Origin of the sequence: Rhizobium sp. NZLR1b, assembly GCF_019685155.1 — a bacterium.
Taxonomy (GTDB): Bacteria; Pseudomonadota; Alphaproteobacteria; order Rhizobiales; family Rhizobiaceae; genus Rhizobium.
The window spans coordinates 28,490-46,302 of sequence record NZ_JABDWC010000031.1 but is presented as its reverse complement, the minus strand read 5'-3'; the positions used below and the strand labels follow the sequence as shown (position 1 = coordinate 46,302).

Here is a 17,813-nt window from a genome sequence, read left to right as displayed (position 1 = left end):
AAATTCTGCCGGGGTGGGCTGATGCCGCTCAGCTCTGGCTCTGGCTTTGCATCTGGCCGCCGTTCTCGACCTTCACGGTGACCGACAGCGTTTCGCCCGGCGTGCCGATGCGCATGCCTGAAATCGGCGCGGCGTCGCGGTAGCAGAGGCCGGAGGCGACGCGGACATAACGCGTATCCGGGCAGATTTCGTTGGCTGGATCGAAACCGACCCAGCCGAGGCCGGGGATATGGGCCTCGGCCCAGGCATGGGTCGCCGCCTGTTCGACCTTTTCCGCCATCATAAGATAGCCCGAGATATAACGCGCCGGCACCTGCAGGGCGCGGGCGGCGGCGATGAAGATGTGGGCATGGTCCTGGCAGACGCCGCTCTTTTTCTCAAGGGCCTGTTCGGCCGTCGTCTCGGTGTTGCTGGTGCCGGGCTTATAATCGACCGTCTGGTGGATTGCTTCCATGAGCGCATGCATGCGGGCCAGCGCATTATCGCCGCCGACGTCCTTGATCAGTTCCTTGACCAGCTTGCCGCCCTTGGTCAGCGGCGTTTCGCGCAGGAAAAGCCAAAGTGGGCAGAAGCCGGTATGCGGGCCGGTGACACCGTTGTTATCCGCCGTCTCGACCTCACCTTCGGCCAGAATGCGCGTCACGTCCTGCTCGCCTTCCAGCGAGACCAGGTTGACGTGATTGCCGTACTGGTCGTCATATTCCACCTCGGGGGTGGCGCCCTCGACGTTCAGCGACCAGCCGAGCACCTTCTGGGCGGGGCTCGTCGGCGGCGTCAGTCTGAGCCGCTGCAGCGAGAACTGCGCCGGTTCGTCGTAGCGATATTCGGTGAGGTGGCTGATTTTCAGTCTCATGTTCTGATCCGCTTAAACGTAGAACCGGTAGCCGTTGGAAATCTCGGCGCCGAGCTGATTGTTGCGCGAGACGAAATCCTCCAGGAACTCATGCAGGCCCTGATCCATGATATCGCGGATCGCCCGCGTCTGCAGCGTGGTGCGGATCGCATCGGCGGTATCGTGGGCAGGCAGCCGCTCCTCGTAATCCTGGGCGAGATAGCCGAGATTGCTGACGATCTTCTCGTAACAATAGGCGAGTGAGCGCGGCATCTGGACGTTCAGGGTCAGGAAGTCGGCAATGTTCATGGCGCGGTATTCGCCGTCATAGGCCCAGCTATAGGCGCGGTGGGCGGAGACCGAGCGCAGGATCGATTCCCATTGCACGTTGTCGAGAGAGGAGCCGACGGCCGAGACCGAGGGCAGCAGCACGTAATATTTCACGTCGAGGATACGGCTGGTATTGTCGGCCCGCTCGATGAAGGTGCCGATGCGGGCGAAATTATAGAGTTCGTTGCGTAGCGTCGAACCATGGAAAGCGCCGCGGATCAGGCCGGCGCGGCGCTTGATGGCGTCGATCACCTCCGGCATTTCGGCCGGCTTGACGCGTTTTTCGAGGAGCGACTTCAGGTCGATCCAGCATTCGTTGGTCGCTTCCCAAGTCTCCCGCGTCAGCGCGGTGCGCACCATGCGGGCGTTGTTGCGGCCGGAGTCGATGCAGGACATGACGCTCGACGGGTTGGCGCGATCGCGCAGGAGATAGTCGATCGCGTCGGCGTTGGTCAGCTTCGCATGGCCCTCGTCATAGGCCTCGCGTACGCCGGCACTTTGCAGCACGCCATCCCAGTTGTCGTCGCCGGCGCTGCTGCGGGTCAGCGACATGCGTAGCCCGGCATCGACAAGGCGGGCGATATTTTCGGCGCGCTCGATGTAGCGGAACATCCAGTAGAGGCCGTTTGCGGTTCTTCCGAGCATCAGTCCTCCAATACCCAGGTGTCTTTGGTGCCGCCGCCCTGGCTGGAATTGACCACCAGCGATCCCTGCTTCAACGCCACGCGGGTGAGCCCGCCCGGAATGATCTGAACCTTGTCAGATACGAGCACATAGGGGCGAAGGTCGACATGGCGCGGCGCAATCCCTTTGTTGACGAGGATTGGCACGGTGGAGAGCGACAGCGTCGGCTGGGCGATGTAGTTGTTCGGCTTGGCCTTCAGCTTCTCAGCGAAATCGGCGCGCTCCTTCTTCGAAGCCGTCGGGCCGACCAGCATGCCGTAGCCGCCCGAGCCGTGCACTTCCTTGACCACCAACTCTTCCAGATGCTCCAGCACGTATTTCAGGCTGCTCGCCTCCGAACAGCGCCAGGTCGGCACGTTTTCCAGCAGCGCCTTGCTGCCGGTGTAGAATTCGACGATCTCCGGCATATAGGAATAGATCGCCTTGTCGTCGCAAATGCCGGTACCAGGTGCGTTGGCGATGGTGATATTGCCGGAGCGGTAGACGTCCATGATGCCGGGAATGCCGAGCGCGGAATCAGCTCGGAAGGTGAGGGGGTCGAGGAAGTCGTCGTCGACGCGGCGGTAGAGCACGTCGATCGCCTCGTAACCGCGGGTCGTCCGCATCTTCACCTTGCCGTCGATGACGCGCAAATCCGAGCCCTCGACCAGTTCGACGCCCATCATGTCGGCGAGGAAGGAATGCTCGTAATAGGCCGAATTGTAGATGCCGGGCGTCAGTACCGCGACGCGCGGCTTGCCGGCGCAGCCGGGAGGAGCGAGGGACGCGAGGCTCTGGCGCAGCAGGTAGGGATAGTCCTCGACGCGCTGCACCTTGTTCTCATGAAAGAGCTCGGGGAACATCTGCATCATGGTTTCCCGGTTTTCCAGCATGTAGCTGACGCCGGAAGGCGTACGCGCATTGTCCTCGAGCACGTAGAACTGGTCCTCGCCGGTGCGCACGATGTCGGTGCCGACGATGTGGGTGTAGACGCCGCCGGGCGGGCGGAAGCCGACCATCTCGGGGATGAAGGTAACGTTGTTCTCGATCAGCTCGCGCGGGATGCGGCCGGCGCGAATAATCTCCTGCTTATGGTAGATATCATCGAGAAAGGCGTTGAGTGCGATCACCCGCTGCTCGATGCCCTGGGCGAGCCTGCGCCATTCGCGGGCGGAGATGATGCGGGGAATGATATCGAAGGGGATGAGCTTTTCGGAGCTATCGGCATGGCCATAGACCGCGAAGGTGATGCCGGTCTTCCGGAAAATGTTTTCCGCATCGCGGGACTTAGCAATCAGATGCGCCCGGTCTTGGCTGTTGTACCACTCGAAGTATTTTTCATAAGGCGGGCGAGGATTTTCGTCCCCGATAATCATTTCATCAAATGCCAAAAGTGCAGCTCCCCTTTTCGTTCATTTGAATACAACGCAAATGGCAATGCAAGAACCATGCGCAGTTCGAGGAAAAGATTTTGCGCTGCGGGAAACGGGTGAAAATCCGGGCATTTAAAGTGGTGCGGTGCGGCATGCCGGATAATCGATCTGCAGGCTTGCGCAAAATCTGAGCATTTGATCGTTTTTCGTTCGGTCGCCGTGGTTTGTTGGGCGCCGACAGAACCCCACTCTCCTCATCCTGTGCCTGTCACTGGGATGAGAAGAGTGGGGAAAGCCGGCAGATTCGTCCTGCAATCCCAACCATCAGCGCAATTACAAATAAGCATCAACGCTTCGACTTTGACTGAACGGCCGGGTGCGGCTATCAGCGCGACCAGCCCTTCTCTCGCGAGCATCCCCATGTCCCTCGATCGCCTTGCCCCCGCCGTTTTCGTCCTGCTCTGGTCAACGGGCTGGGTGGTGGCGAAATACGCCTCGCTGCATTCCGAGCCCTTCACCTTTCTTTCGATCCGCTACGCGCTGTCGGCGGCGGCCTTCCTGGGGCTCTGCCTGGCGGCGCGGGCGCGATGGCCGACAAGCCGGGCGACGTGGCTACGCGCCATCTATTCCGGTTTCTTCCTGCATGGTTTCTATCTCGCCGGCCTCTGGTGGGCGATTGCCAACGGCGTGCCGGCCGGCATATCGGGAATCATCGCGGCGCTGCAGCCGCTTTTGACGGCAATGGCAGCTCCCTTCTTGGTCGGCGAGCGGCTGCAACAGGCACAGAAATTCGGGCTTGGCCTCGGCTTCATCGGCATTGCCATCGCCATTTCGCCGAAGCTCCTCGATCCGGCAACCGCCGATCTCACACATGCCGCTCTGCCGCTGGCGATCAACCTCATTGCCATGGGGTCCGTTACCTACGGCACGCTTTACCAGAAGAAGCACCTGCAATCGGGCGACCTCAGGACCATCGCGACGCTGCAATATATCGGCGCGCTGATGCTCACGCTGCCGCTTTCGCTCATTTTCGAGCAACAGCATTTCGATGGCTCCGCGCAGGCCTATGGCGCGCTCGCCTGGTCGGTCTTCGGGCTGTCGATGGGTGGCGTCGGGTTGCTGCTTCATCTGATCCGCCGCGGCCAGGTTTCACGAGCTGCCTCGCTGATCTACCTGATGCCGCCGGCCGTCGCCCTTGAGGCCTTCATCGCTTTTGGGGAACCGCTGACGCTGCCGTTGATCGTCGGCACCGTGGTGGTCGTGATGGGGGTCTACCTGACGAACCGCAGGGCATTCAGCGAGCCTGCGGAAGCGTAGATAGCAGAAAGGCCGGGAAATCCCGGCCTTTCTGCTTTTCAGTCTATCGATGCTTAGGCGCGTTCGCGGCGCTGGCCGCCGCCATTGCGGGAGCCGGAGCCACCGCGACGGTCGCCGCCGTTGCCGTCGCGACGGGGTTCCCCGCCCTGGGCCTGCTGTGGGCCGCGGTCTTCACCGTGCTTGCGAGCCGGGCGGCCGTGGGCGTGGCGGCCGTTGCCGCGATGATGACCGCTCGGCTCGCCATTGGCATGGCCGCCATGGGCGGGACGCTGCGGCTTTGCCGAGGGGCGGAAGTCGGAGGTCGAGGCCAGATCGTTGTCGGGACCAAGATTCGGGGTGGCTTCGCCGCGGCGCTGGCCGCGGAAATCCTCGTTGCGAGCGGTGCGTTCGGGACGCGGACGGCGCTCCTGGTGGCTGCCGCGATGCTCCGAACGGTTCTGATCGCCACGGCCTTCGCCACGACCCTGACCTTCGCGCGCCTGACCTTGGCCGCCACCACGATTGCGGTTGTTGCCATTGCCGTTAGCGCGGCGGGGGCCGCCACTGATATTTGCCGGCGGCTCGCCGCTTGCGACTGCGATGTCGATGCCCATCAGGCGCTCGATGTCACGCAGCAACTTGGCTTCGTCGGGGGCGCAGAAGGCAATCGCGATGCCGTCGCGACCGGCGCGCGCCGTGCGGCCGATGCGGTGAACGTAGGCGTCGGGCACTTCGGGCAGGTCGTAGTTGTAGACATGGCTGACGGCCGGGATGTCGATGCCGCGGGCGGCAACGTCGGTGGCGATCAGTGTCTTGATGCTGCCGTCGCGGAAGGCCTTCAGCGCTCGCTCACGTTGCCCCTGGCTCTTGTTGCCGTGGATCGAGGCGACGGAATAGCCGATGTTTTCGAGATGCTTCATCAGCTTCTCCGCACCGTGCTTGGTGCGCAGGAAGACGATGGCGCGGCCATCGGGGTTTTCGGTCAGCGACTTGCGGAGCAGTTCCGTCTTGTCGTTCTTGCCGCCGACGAAATGGACGTATTGCTCGACCTTGTCGGCAGCCTTGCCGGGCGGTGTGACTTCGACCTTGACGGGATCGACGAGGTAGTCACCGGCGAGATCGGCGATTGCCTTCGGCATGGTGGCCGAGAAAAGCATGGTCTGGCGCTTCTTCGGCACCATCTTGGCGATCTTGCGCAGATCGTGAACGAAGCCGAGGTCGAGCATCTGATCGGCTTCATCAAGCACGAGATAGCGGACTGTGGTCAGCGAGATCGCCCGGCGATTGATGAGGTCGAGCAGGCGGCCGGGCGTGGCGACGAGGATATCGGTGCCCTTTTCGAGCTGAAGCTGCTGCTTGTTGATCGAAACCCCGCCGACGACGACGTTGATGCGCAGATGCGACTTGCGGATGAACTTCTTCAGGCTCTCGGCGATCTGGTTCACCAGTTCGCGGGTCGGCGCCAGGATCAGCGTCCGCGTCGTGCGGTTGTCGGGGCGACGTTCGTCGGCAAGCAGCTTCTCGATGAGCGGCAGGCCGAAAGCGGCCGTCTTGCCGGTGCCGGTCTGGGCAAGACCGATCAGGTCGCGGCCTTCGAGAAGGAGGGGAATGGCATGTTCCTGGATCGGCGTCGGCGTTTCGATGCCGAGCTGGAACAAAGTAGCGACGATCGGCTTGGAGACACCAAGCGATTCAAAATTAGTCAAGGCATAACCTTTCGGGGCGCCACAACGACTATCGCCGGAACGCACCATGCGATCCGGTTTCATTCTGGCGTCAAGAACCCCGCGTGAAGTGGGAACTTGTGAGTTGGAAAAAGCTTTCCAGCGCTTCTGGCCGCTCATGGGAGTGCGGCGCTCTATCGAAATGCGCTTTTGTCCCTTCTTCCTGCGTCCGTATTTTCTAGCAGGGGCACGCTCACGCGGCGGCCGGAAGGGTGAAAGCTGAGCCGCATTTGGGCTAGTTCTCTCACAAAGTCAAGTGCAGTGCACAAGAAAGCCTCCGCCAGGCTCAAGAGAAGGCATGACGAGGACGAAGCTTTCCGATGCGGTCTCCGCGCCGTTGACGAGGATGGCGATGCGATGTTTACCGGGATAATAGCGCCGCGTGGTAATCGGCCGCATGGCGTGGCGGCGCTCGATCGCGTGGCTTTGGCCCGGCGCGAGCATGATCGTCTTGCACTTGAAGACCTTGGGCGAGAGCGAACCGTCACCCTTCACGTGGTGGATGGCGTAGTCGATCATCAGCGATTGCGGGGTCTCGCCGGCATTCGTCACGCGGATTTCGAAATCCAGCCCTTCGCCGAAGAGCACCTCGCTGTTTGCGAGCCGCAATTCGCATGCGAGCGAGGCAGCCGCGCCGAAGCCGAAATTGGCGAGCGCCTGCGTATGGCCCTTCTTCAAAAGCGTGCGGGAGGCGTGCTTCAGCAGCCAACGGCGTTCGCGGGTGGCGTTTTCGATGTGGCCGGCGATGAAGGCGGCGACCATGTCCGGATGATCCTTGGCGATATCGTTCAGGCTGTTGGCGACGGAGCGGCGAACATAATCCTCCGGATCGTCGATCAATTCGGTCAGGATCGGCAGGATCGGCGCCGGATCCTTCACGAGTTGCGACAGGCGCATCGCCCAAGGCAGACGTGGCCGCGTTCCCGCGCTCGCCAGCCGGCGCACATGCCGATCGGGATCGTCGACCCAGCCGGAAATGATGGCAAGCGCACGCTGCTGGTCGCGGTGGATGAACGGGCGGATGCCGAATTCGGCGGTGAAATACGGCGTCAGCGCCTTCAGGAGATCGAGACCGAGTTCGAAATGATCAAGGCCGCGTGTGGCGATGAACTGGTTGACCGGCAGCAGCATCCAGCCTGATAGACCGGGCCTGCCTGATGCAGGGAGGCTCGCCTTCAGGATAGCGGCCGCCCCAGGAAAATCATCGGGAAGCGTGGCAAACAGCGCGTCGCGGATCAGGGCCGAGCGTTCCATCAACTCCATCGCCCCGAGGCCATCGGTCGCCAGCGTCACGAAACGGCCCTTGTCGAAGGCGGGCGCATGGGCGGCGATGCGATCGGCCATGTCGCCGACCAGCGCCTGATGCAGCAGGTTCTTGAGCGGTTCCGGCATGCTGATCCTCCTACCTATCTGGTGGCCGCAAACACCAAGTTCGGATAGAGCCGTTCAATGACGGCGCACCGCATGGCGATAGCGAGATCGTCGTGAAAGATTTCGAGCGCTTTGCCTGCGTCTTTCGGCGTGAGCCACCCGTCAGTCAGGCGCCAGCGACGGAAGAACAGCCAGTCAAGCTCGTGCCGGGATATAAACTCCAAGCTACTTCGTGCCCGTTCCGGAGTGTCGGATGAACTTATCATGTTGGCGTTCGGCCCATATTTGGCGCGTGACTCCTCTAAAGCTGCCGCACTTCGTTGCATCTCGGCTGTCACCTGCGCATCGGTGATGGTGACAAGTTTGTCCATTTCGGCGCGGATATCAGCCGGTATCCTGACAAGAGCTTGCTCCAATGCGTTAGAGAAACGGGGATCGGAGGTGAAACTCATTTCCCATTCCTCTGGCCAGTCCCGCCAGAACACGGTTTCAGCAATCTCCGTCCAACGGCCTTCGGCAAGCAGCCCCAATGCCCGAATGACAGGCAAGACCTCGGATGTTGCGAACGCAGGACCAAGACCGTTTGCAGCCGCGATATTCGGCGGAGGCGGAGGTGGTGCGCCTAACCGGTAAACGAGAAAGCCGCCCGTCGATAGAGGCACGCTGCCATCAGGCAGGCGATAAGATAGCAGCCTCTGTTGTGCCGCCAGCCGAAGCACCGAGACGCACAGATCGTCCCAGCGTGGCAGTTCGAGAGGTAGCTGAGCATTCTTACGCGGGATTGTGCCCCCGCGGGTTTCATCGGCCTGTCCGAGTGCCACCAGAGCTTCGCAACCGATCTGATAGGCCGTCAGGAACATATGGTTCCAGCCCTCTTCCCCATCGCCGCGCGGGATGTTTCGGGATAGGAAGCCGACTACGTCTGCCGCCCAACCGGCAGCCGGGATTTTCAAGGCCATTCCGCTTCTGCCCTCCGCATGTTAAATATCCGGCTGATGCTCGAAATTCGATCGATAGCGAAAGCGAAAAGCACGAACGCTTCGAGGGGATTACTAGCTGCCTTTTGCGATATTTAACAGAGTGACGAATAGATCGCTTATCGAGGATGCAGCGCGCAATTGGTGCTCCGATACTGTGGAGCCAAAGCGCTTCATCGGATCGAGCGATGTTGCGGACACTGCGCCATCGGCATTGATGCCGAAGCTGCTGTTGGCCCGGCGCCGCCGGGAGGTCAAGTGGCGCCGGTTGCGGTTTCAGCTATTCGGTGCAGACTTTGACGCGGTAGGGATCGCCCCAATCGTCGCGCCGCCATTCGAGGTGGCAATACGACGGCCGGTAGTAGGTCCGGTAGACCGGATAGGGGCGATAAGCGGGATAGGCGGGGTAGGCAGGATAAGCGGGATAGGCCGGGCGTGCGGCCTCGGACAGCAGAGCGCCGCCGACGACGCCGGCGGCAAGCCCGCCCCAGAAGGCATCGCGTGGACGGGCATCGGCGGTGGTGGCGGTGGCGAGCGAGGCGCTGACAAGGGTCAGCGCGATCAGGCCCGTCGCCATGGTCTTATGAAGAACGGACATGCTGTTTTCCTTGATTTAGACTGGCTTCGATAAAGCCATGTCCAGACTCCGCCCGGATCGCGGCGGCGAAATGGCCGCGCAAGCGCTTCCCGCATTAAATTTTCGTCATGATTCCAACGGGTCCCGGCAGGGGGTGGAATGATGCATAGGGTGGCATTGCCGCCGATATCGCCGCTTTTCAGTCTCGTGCAAGTCCGGGCTCCCAATGTGAGGCAGTTTCAGCCTGGTGAGCGGGCTCGTAAAATTCCCCCGCTAAAATTTATGGTTAAAACCTTGTTAAAAGCCTTGGTGTTACAGTCTTTGTAGTTGATATTTCATTCATTGCGGGAGCGACAATTTCTTGAAATCAGCCGGGGATCTATTGGAATTGGCTTGCCGCCGGATCGCTGATCTGGACACCCCGGCCTATGTCAAGAACAGCGAGCTGCGCTATGTCGCCGTCAACGAGGCCTATGCCGATTTCCTGGGCCGCGAGATTTCCGATTTCATCGGCCGGCGCAGCCGCGAGCTGTTCGACCGTCCCGAGGAAGAGGAGCGCGAGGATAGGGAACGCCGCGCGTTGGTGTTCGGTAGCGAGGAAAACGCCATCTGCTTCGATGCAGCCGGTCTCGGCCATGAGCGCATCCAGATCGAAAGCTTCTCACCGTCGCCTGAGCGGGCCTATGTGCTCGGTATCTTCGAAGTGCGCGAGACGGCGCGTCGCGCGGTTGACGGCGGGCGGGTTGCTAGCGATCCCAGGATCGCTGGCGATCCTGGGATTTCGGCCGATTTTGCCCGCGTGCGCGAGGCGCTGGAAAAGCTCGACCATCCGATCGGCATCTTTGCCGGGGATGGGCGACCCCTGATCGTCAACGCCGCCTATCGCAACAGCGCAAAGCCGGCTGCTCCCAGCGATACGGGCTGGCACGAAAGCGTCAACGAACGCGATCTGTTGCGCATCATCATGGAGGACCTGCCGGTCGCGGTTTTCGTGCGCGACGATAGGCACCGCCTCGTCTATGCCAATCAGTATTACGAGACCTTCGGTGGCTATGACCGCTCCCAGGTGCTGGGGATGACCGAGCACGAAATGTTCGGGCCAGAGGACGGCGAGGCGATCTACCAGGAAAACCGCCTGGCGTTGGAAGACGGCCTGTCGAAAGAGATCGAAAGCCAGATGCCGAGCAAGGATGGCCGCATTCATCCGCTCATCTCGCGGGTCAACCGCGTCGTGACGCCGGATGGGCGCACCTATGTCGTCGGCTCCTTTTCCGATATCTCGCCGCTCAAGGAGCGGGAGACGGCACTGATCGAGGCGAAGAAGCAGGAAGAGGTGCTGCATCGGGATATCGAAAGCATCCTTCGCTCGCTGCCGGTCGGCGTGCTGATCCTCGACAACGACCATCGGATTCTCTACGTCAACGACGAATTCTACAGCATTTGGGATCTGCCACCCGACGATCCCTTCGACGGCCGCCCCTTCATCGACGTCATCCGCCGCAATTCCGAGCTCGGCCGCTACGACGGCACGCAGACGCCGGATGAGATCTACGCTTTCCGCAAGCACCTGTTCGAGACCGATGCGCCCGAGCCGATCGAGCTCGATTGGGCAGGCGGTAAATCCGTCATCTTCGACAGTCGCCGTATTTCCAACGACCGTATCTTGCTCTCCTATGCCGACATCACGGCTGTTCGCGAGCGGGAGAAGGAAATCCACGAGGCCCGCGCCGCGCTGGAGCGGCTCGGCGAGATGATGCGCGATGCGACGCATGCCATGTCGCAAGGGCTCGCCATCGTCCAGGATGGCATCATCAAGCTGTCCAACGAGTCGCTTTCAGAGATACTGCGCATTCCAGCTTCCCATATCGAGCCAGGCGAGGGCTGGATCGGGCTCTTCGATTTCTGCGCGGCGCGCGGCGATTTCCATGATGCAGCCGCCGAGATCCTGCAGGGTTGGCGCGCCAACATCGCATCGAAGCAACCGATCTCCACGGTCTTCCATGTAGCAGGCGAACGCTGGGTGAACATGGAGGCGACGGTCAGCGAGGGGCAGCATTGGGTGGCGCTTTTCACCGACGTCACCGAGCTCAAGAGCCGCGAGGAGGACCTGCGCCAGCTCTTGTCGCGCGCCGAAGCCGCCGACCGGGCCAAATCCGAATTCCTCGCCAATATGAGCCACGAGATCCGCACGCCGATGAACGGTGTGCTCGGCATGGCGGAACTGCTTGCCAAGACCAATCTCGACACGCGCCAGAAAACCTTCATCGACATCATCGTCAAGTCGGGCAATGCGCTGTTGACGATCATCAACGACATCCTCGACTTCTCGAAGATCGATGCGGGGCAGATGAAACTGCGCAAAGCCGCCTTCGACATCACCGAAGCGGTGGAGGACGTGGCGACACTCCTATCCTCGCATGCTGCCGAGAAGAACATCGAGCTCCTGGTGCGGGCCGCACCGGATCTGCCCGCCGCGGTGATCGGCGATGCCGGGCGTTTTCGCCAGATCGTCACCAATCTCGTCGGCAATGCCGTCAAATTCACCGAGCGCGGCCACGTCTTCGTCGATGTCGGCTTTCAGACGGTTGCCGGCGGCGAGATCCTGGCGAGCGTCCGCATCGAGGATACCGGTATCGGCATCCCGCGCGAAAAGCTCGAATCGGTCTTCGACAAGTTCTCGCAGGTCGACGCCTCCTCGACCCGGCGGCATGAGGGAACGGGTCTCGGGCTTGCGATCACCGCCGGCCTTGTCGATCTCTTCGGCGGGTATCTCAATGTCGAGAGCGAATGGGGCAAGGGCTCGGTCTTCACCGTCAATCTCCCCTTTGCGGTGGCTGCAGCCCGCCTCGAGCCGAAACCGCTGCCAATCAATGTGCAGGGCGCGCGCGTCCTCGTGGTCGACGACAATGATGTGAACCGGCGCATCCTCACCGAGCAGCTTTCGCTCTGGGGCTTTGACGGCGTGGCCGCCGAGGGCGGGGGCACCGGTCTTGCGATCCTGGAGGCGGCGGCGGATCTCGGCATTACCGTCGATGCCGTCGTGCTTGATTATCACATGCCCGATATGAACGGCGCCGATGTCGCGCGCCGGCTGCGCGCCGATCCCCGCTTCGTCGAGCTTCCGATCATCTTTCTGACGTCGATGGATATTTCAGGCACAGAAAAGGAATTCGCGGCACTGAACGGTCATGCGCATCTGATGAAGCCGGCGCGCGCCAACGTGCTGCGCAATACCGTCGTCGAGGTCGTCCGCGCCGGCCGCGTGAAGCAGGTTTCAGAAGCCGAGATCGCCCGGCTGCAGGCGCAGGCGGTGGTGCCGGCACCGCCGCCTGAGCCGATGCCGCAGCAGCGGGCGCCTGAATTCGTCGATGTGCTCGTCGCCGAGGACAACGAGGTCAACCAGATCGTCTTCACCCAGATCCTGCAAGGAACGGGCCTCTCCTTCCTCGTCGTCGACAATGGCGAGCAGGCGGTTGCCGCCTGGGAGCGACACACGCCGCGCATCATCATGATGGACGTCTCGATGCCCGTCATGAACGGCCATGAGGCGACCCGGACGATCCGCGCGCGCGAAAAAGGGCAGGGGCATCGCGTGCCGATCATCGGTGTCACCGCCCATGCGCTCGAAAGCGACCGCGACCTCTGTCTCGACGCCGGCATGGACGACTATATGTCGAAACCGATCAGCCCCGAATTGTTGGAAGAGAAGATTCGGCAATGGCTCCTCAAGGACGAGCAGCAGCCGGGGCGCACCAGCTACTGATCTCAGTCGGAAAACAGGATGCTCTCGAAATCCTGAACTCCGTTCAAGATATGCAGGACCTGGATGCGATCCTTGCCAACCCGATTAAAGATCAAATAATTGCCGTAAGGGCGGCGACGGACGCCGGCGTGTTCACCGCGCGGGACCAGTAAAAAACCGTTCGGCGTTTCCGCCAGACGTTCACATCGTTCCATCAGTTCATGAATAAAGCTTACCGCCCGCTGCGGATTGTACTTTGCGATATAATCGTTAGCAACAGTGGACTGGAAGCAGCAAACGTTACCTGTCGGGCGCCTTGATGCCGCAGAGCATTTCGCGTTTGCCGGCGAAGCCCTGGCGGCGCTCGACGGTAAAGCCCGCCGCGATGAGGTTGCGGCGTACGAAACCGGCCGCGGCATAGGTGGCGAAAGTGCCGCCGGGCGCGGTTTTTTCGTTGACGCGGCGCATCAGTTCTTCCGACCACATATCGCCGTTGCGCGAAGGGGCGAAGCCGTCGAGATACCAGGCGTCGAAGCCGGGCTTTGCGGCTGCGACGCCGTCGAGTGCTGCGCCGCAGACGACGCTGAGCCTCATCTGGTCGTCGAGGTCGAGCGAGACGGTATCGGCAGGCGTTGGCGGCCAGGCCGCCGTCAGCGCCTCGCGTTCGGCATCGATCTCCGGCCAGTGGGAGAGCGCACGGCTGATTTCTTCGCCGCGCATCGGGTGGAGCTCGAAGGAGATGAAATGCAGCTGCTGGCCGGGCACGCTGTACAGCTTCCATCGCCGCCAGGTCTCGGCGAAGTTCAGGCCGGTGCCGAAGCCGAGTTCGCCGATCACGAATTCCTGCCGCCCGTTCCAACGCTCCGGCAGGCCGTTGCCGGCGAGAAAGACATGGCCGCATTCCAGCCGCCCATCGGTCTGGCAATAAAAATGGTCGCCAAAGGCGAGGGAATAGGGCATATCGCCGTCGCGCCATTCGAGCGGCTGCGGCGCGCCCGCGCCAATCTGATCGGGGTTCACGTCTGTCATGGAAAAAGCCGATAATCCTCAGCCGGTCTCAGGTCAATCGTCCTGCGAATTGCTGATCGTCGGCGGCGGCATCATGGGTCTCTGGGCGGCCGTCCATGCCGAGCGCCGTGGTATCGCTACCCTTATCGTCGACGCCGGCAAATTGGGTGGAGGTGCGAGCGGCGGCCTGCTCGGCGCGCTGATGCCGCATATGCCGGATCGGTGGTCTGAGAAAAAGCAGTTCCAGTTCGATGCGCTGGTCTCGCTCGAAGCCGAGATCGCCATGCTGGAAGCCGAAACCGGGCTTTCGGCCGGTTACCGCCGTTCCGGGCGGCTGATCCCGCTGCCGAAGCCGCATCTCAACAAGATAGCGCGCGCTCACTCCGAGGATGCCGAGCGCCACTGGTGCGCAGGCGAGCGCCGCTTCCATTGGCACGTGCTCGACAGCCCGCCGGTCGACGGCTGGATCGAGGCATCCGCCGGCGAGAGCGGTTTCGTGCATGATACGCTCGCCGCCCGCGTTGCGCCCCGCTCACTGACTGCGGGGCTCATTGCCTTCTTGCGACAGGCAAAACATGTGCGGATCATGGAACACGCGGCGGTGACCGGTGTCGATCCCGACTGCGGCACGGCCGACATAGGGGGCGAAACCATCACTTTCAGCGACTGCATCCTGGCCGCCGGTCACCAGTCTTTTCCGTTGCTGCAGGCGCTGACCGCCGGGCTGAAGCGACCGCTCGGTCAACCGGTCAAGGGGCAGGCGGCGCTGTTGAAAGCCGATCTCGACCCCGCGCTGCCGACGATCTTCCTCGACGGGCTCTATGTCGTCGCGCACGAGGGCGGGCATGTGGCGATCGGCAGCACCAGCGAAAACCGCTTCGACGATTCCACATCGACCGACGCTCAGCTCGATACGCTGATCGCCGCGGCGCGGGAGATCGTGCCGGCGCTGCGCGACGCCCCTATCGTCGAGCGCTGGGCGGGGCTTCGCCCGAAGGCGATCGACCGCGATCCGATGATCGGCCGCCACCCCGATCATCCGCGCCTGATCGCGCTGACCGGCGGCTTTAAGGTCAGCTTCGGCCTGGCCCACCGGCTGGCGGAAGCGGCGATATGTATCGCAGGCGATACGGATTGCGGATTTTTGCTGCCGGAAAGCTTCGCAATTTCAAGCCATATCGCGGCAGCTTCACGTTAAACGTGAATTCGACGCCGCTTCGTTTCGTTATTCTGTCATGCAAATCACCTATCTGCTTGCGCATCGACAGCGCCGGATTTGATCGGCGCTCAGTTCCTTGATGGAGGAAATTGCATGCGCTATGCCATTTGCTTCACGCCTCCGGCGAGCGACCCGCTGTCGCTTGTGGCTGCCAGTTGGCTTGGCCGAAACGTGTTTTCGGGCGATATGGTGGAGCCGCCGGCAGTTCGTGGCCTTGGCATTCACGAGATCGCCTTCCATACCGCCGTGCCGCGGCGCTATGGTTTTCACGGCGTTCTGAAGGCGCCGTTTCACCTGGGTCACAATATGTCCGAAGCGCAACTCCTGCGCGATCTGATGCGTTTTTCCGGGACCTTCGTCCCCTTCCAGATTCCGCGCATCGAAGTCGCACGGCTCGGCAATTTCTACAGCTTGCTGCCGAGCGCCCCCTGCGAGCGGATCCAGTATCTCGCTTCGGCGATCGTCCAGGAATTCGATCGTTTCCGCGCGCCGCTCAGCGAAGCCGAGATCGAGCGCAGCGATCCGGACGGGCTGTCGGCAGCGCAGTTTTCAAACCTGCATCGCTGGGGCAATCCTTATGTGATGGAAGAGTTCCGCTTTCATATGCCGGTGACAGGACCCGTCAACGCGATCGACATGGCGCGCATCGAGCCGGCGCTGCGGACGATTTTCGCGCCTGCCCTCAGTGACCCGGTGACGGTTTCAAACGTGGCGCTCATGATCGAGGAGGGCACGGGCGGTCCCTTCCGCGTTCATTCGCTGCACCCGATGGGCAAGGTCAGCGCGCGCAAGATCGCCTGAGCGTGCCGATGGGCTAAGCCATTGTACTGCAAAGGCAAAATCGGATTGAGCAGTTTCCTTCTCGACATTCCGGCTGCGGATGCTACCGTTCGCCGTCTTTTCAGAAGGTGATTTGATGGTATCCGAGACTTATCCGCGCAATCTCGTCGGCTACGGGCGACAGACGCCCGATCCGAAGTGGCCGGGCGAGGCGCGCGTCGCTGTGCAGTTCGTCATCAATTATGAGGAGGGCGGCGAAAGCTCGATCCTCGACGGCGATCCGGCTTCTGAAAATCTGCTGTCGGAGATCGTTGGCGCGGCCGCCTGGCCCGGACAGCGCAATCTCAACATGGAATCGATCTACGAATACGGTTCGCGCGCGGGCTTCTGGCGGCTCTGGCGGATGTTCACCGATCTCAAGGTGCAGGCGACCGTCTACGGCGTAACGCTAGCGATGGCGCGCAATCCTGAAGCGGTCGCTGCGATGAAGGATGCCGGCTGGGAGATCGCCAGCCACGGTTACCGCTGGCTGGAATACAAGGATTTTCCGGAAGATCTGGAGCGCAAGCACATCCTCGAAGCGGTGCGCCTGCACGCCGAGCTTACCGGCGAGCGGCCATACGGCATGTATCAGGGCAAGCCTTCCGACAAGACGCTTCGGCTGGTGCAGGAGGAGGGCGGCTTCCTCTATTCCTCCGATTCCTATGCCGACGATCTGCCTTACTGGGTGAAGGGCGTCGATGGGAAACCCTTCCTGATCATCCCCTATACGCTCGAAACCAACGACATGCGCTTTGCCACACCGCAGGGCTTCAATACCGGCGATCAGTTCTTCACCTATCTGAAGGATGCCTTCGATACGCTCTATGAGGAAGGCAAGGCGGGCAGCCCGAAGATGATGTCGGTCGGCCTGCATTGCCGCCTCGTCGGGCGCCCGGGCCGGGCGGCGGCGCTGAAGCGCTTCATCGAATATGTGCTGAAGCATGACAAGGTCTGGATTCCGCGCCGCATCGAGATTGCCGAGCACTGGCACAAGCACCATCAGCCGGACGCGATCTGATGCTGTCGCGCGAGGATTTCGTTTCCCGCTTCGGCGGCGTCTTCGAACATTCGCCTTTCATCGCCGAGCGCGCCTATGACGCCGGCAGCGTGAACGAGCCTCTGACGGCGGCCGGCGTACATGCGGCGCTTGCCGCCGTCTTCCGCGCGGCAAGCCGACAGGAGCGTCTCGGGGTGCTCAGCGCCCACCCCGACCTTGCCGGGCGCCTCGCCATATCGGGTGAACTTACCGAAGACAGCCGCAAGGAGCAATCCGGCGCCGGTCTCGACCGCCTGAGCCCTGCCGAGCACGCCCGCTTCACAGAACTCAATTCGGCCTATGTCGAAAAATATGGCTTTCCCTTCATCATCGCCGTCAAGGGGCTCGGCAAGGAGGATATCCTGGAAGCTTTCGAAACACGGATCGGCAACGGCCGAGACGAGGAGTTTTCGACCGCGACGGCACAGGTCGAAAAGATCGCGCTGCTGCGTCTGACATCGATGTTGCCGGAGGCTGAATGAAGGAGAGGCGCGCTATCGACTATCTCAATGACATGCAAAAGGCGGCATCCCAAGCGTTGTCCTTCATCGGCGGAATGGATGAGGCGGCTTTCGCCGAGGACCAGCTTACCTTCAAGGCCGTTGCCTTTTGCCACTTCACCATCGGTGCTGCGGCATCCCGTCTGCTGGTGACCCATCCGGAATTTGCCACCGAGCATCCCAATCTGCCGTGGACCAGGATCTGCGGCACCGGTAATCGCATCCTCGACGACGTCTTCGATCTCGATCCCTCCGAAATCTGGGAGGCGACGTATCGGACGCTGCCGGAGCTTCTTCGCGAGATCGATGCCGTCCGATACTGGCATGCCCAAGGCGAGTGACG

General features: G+C 61.8%; 16 protein-coding genes. 7 read left to right on the top strand and 9 right to left on the bottom strand.

Annotated features, from left to right (window positions below):
- Window positions 1–28 precede the first annotated feature (28 nt).
- From HJB84_RS29890 to HJB84_RS29880, 3 genes are read right to left on the bottom strand one after another with little or no spacing between them, the layout of a single operon-like run.
- Window positions 29–853: a transglutaminase family protein gene (locus HJB84_RS29890; RefSeq protein WP_207581398.1), complete on the bottom strand. Its 825-nt coding sequence runs from the start codon at window positions 851–853 to the stop codon at window positions 29–31.
- A 12-nt stretch (window positions 854–865) separates the two neighbouring features.
- Window positions 866–1,807: an alpha-E domain-containing protein gene (locus HJB84_RS29885; protein WP_207581397.1), complete on the bottom strand. Its 942-nt coding sequence runs from the start codon at window positions 1,805–1,807 to the stop codon at window positions 866–868.
- On the bottom strand, window positions 1,807–3,216 hold the full coding sequence (locus tag HJB84_RS29880) for a circularly permuted type 2 ATP-grasp protein (RefSeq protein WP_221117684.1): 1,410 nt from the start codon (window positions 3,214–3,216) through the stop codon (window positions 1,807–1,809). Before HJB84_RS29880 ends, HJB84_RS29885 begins: the two co-directional genes overlap by 1 nt.
- Window positions 3,217–3,618: 402 nt before the next feature.
- Here HJB84_RS29880 and HJB84_RS29875 point away from each other — a divergent pair, with 402 nt between their 5' ends.
- Window positions 3,619–4,515, top strand: a complete 897-nt coding sequence (locus HJB84_RS29875) for a DMT family transporter (protein ID WP_221117683.1) — start codon at window positions 3,619–3,621, stop codon at window positions 4,513–4,515.
- Between the two features lie 53 nt (window positions 4,516–4,568).
- Here HJB84_RS29875 and HJB84_RS29870 read toward each other — a convergent pair whose 3' ends face one another.
- From HJB84_RS29870 to HJB84_RS29855, 4 genes are all read right to left on the bottom strand, one after another.
- A complete protein-coding gene (locus tag HJB84_RS29870) occupies window positions 4,569–6,248 on the bottom strand; it encodes a DEAD/DEAH box helicase (RefSeq protein WP_207584351.1) in 1,680 nt (559 codons plus the stop codon).
- A gap of 222 nt (window positions 6,249–6,470) precedes the next feature.
- Window positions 6,471–7,610, bottom strand: coding sequence for a DNA alkylation repair protein (locus HJB84_RS29865; RefSeq protein ID WP_221117682.1), 1,140 nt, complete (start codon window positions 7,608–7,610; stop codon window positions 6,471–6,473).
- A 14-nt stretch (window positions 7,611–7,624) separates the two neighbouring features.
- Window positions 7,625–8,548: a hypothetical protein gene (locus HJB84_RS29860; RefSeq protein ID WP_207581393.1), complete on the bottom strand. Its 924-nt coding sequence runs from the start codon at window positions 8,546–8,548 to the stop codon at window positions 7,625–7,627.
- 298 nt (window positions 8,549–8,846) lie between these two features.
- Window positions 8,847–9,164, bottom strand: coding sequence for a hypothetical protein (locus tag HJB84_RS29855; RefSeq protein ID WP_207581392.1), 318 nt, complete (start codon window positions 9,162–9,164; stop codon window positions 8,847–8,849).
- Window positions 9,165–9,504: 340 nt separating this feature from the next.
- Here HJB84_RS29855 and HJB84_RS29850 point away from each other — a divergent pair, with 340 nt between their 5' ends.
- Window positions 9,505–12,906 carry a response regulator gene (locus HJB84_RS29850; RefSeq protein ID WP_221117681.1) on the top strand — a complete coding sequence of 1,134 codons (3,402 nt, stop codon included), beginning with the start codon at window positions 9,505–9,507 and terminating at the stop codon, window positions 12,904–12,906.
- A 2-nt stretch (window positions 12,907–12,908) separates the two neighbouring features.
- Here the strand turns inward: HJB84_RS29850 and HJB84_RS33835 are convergent, their stop codons facing one another.
- Complete coding sequence (locus tag HJB84_RS33835; RefSeq protein ID WP_311044117.1) at window positions 12,909–13,148, bottom strand: type II toxin-antitoxin system RelE/ParE family toxin; 240 nt, start codon at window positions 13,146–13,148, stop codon at window positions 12,909–12,911.
- Window positions 13,149–13,185: 37 nt separating this feature from the next.
- Entirely contained in the window at window positions 13,186–13,914 is a 729-nt protein-coding gene (gene mnmD, locus HJB84_RS29840; RefSeq protein WP_207581390.1) for a tRNA (5-methylaminomethyl-2-thiouridine)(34)-methyltransferase MnmD, read from the bottom strand.
- Between mnmD and HJB84_RS29835 the strand changes: the two genes are divergently transcribed.
- The 5 genes from HJB84_RS29835 (at window position 13,913) to HJB84_RS29815 (ending at window position 17,811) form a co-directional block, all read left to right on the top strand.
- Complete coding sequence (locus HJB84_RS29835) at window positions 13,913–15,091, top strand: FAD-binding oxidoreductase (RefSeq protein WP_221117679.1); 1,179 nt, start codon at window positions 13,913–13,915, stop codon at window positions 15,089–15,091. The genes mnmD and HJB84_RS29835 overlap by 2 nt on opposite strands.
- 114 nt (window positions 15,092–15,205) lie before the next feature.
- On the top strand, window positions 15,206–15,913 hold the full coding sequence (locus tag HJB84_RS29830) for a DUF1045 domain-containing protein (RefSeq protein WP_207581388.1): 708 nt from the start codon (window positions 15,206–15,208) through the stop codon (window positions 15,911–15,913).
- A 115-nt stretch (window positions 15,914–16,028) separates the two neighbouring features.
- Window positions 16,029–16,952 carry an allantoinase PuuE gene (puuE, locus tag HJB84_RS29825; protein ID WP_207581387.1) on the top strand — a complete coding sequence of 308 codons (924 nt, stop codon included), beginning with the start codon at window positions 16,029–16,031 and terminating at the stop codon, window positions 16,950–16,952.
- The gene (gene uraD, locus HJB84_RS29820; RefSeq protein WP_207581386.1) at window positions 16,952–17,452 is read left to right on the top strand and encodes a 2-oxo-4-hydroxy-4-carboxy-5-ureidoimidazoline decarboxylase; all 501 of its coding nucleotides are present in this window, start codon (window positions 16,952–16,954) and stop codon (window positions 17,450–17,452) included. The genes puuE and uraD overlap by 1 nt, the downstream gene beginning before the upstream one ends.
- Entirely contained in the window at window positions 17,449–17,811 is a 363-nt protein-coding gene (locus tag HJB84_RS29815) for a DUF86 domain-containing protein (RefSeq protein ID WP_221117678.1), read from the top strand. The genes uraD and HJB84_RS29815 overlap by 4 nt, the downstream gene beginning before the upstream one ends.
- The last annotated feature ends 2 nt before the right edge of the window (window positions 17,812–17,813 follow it).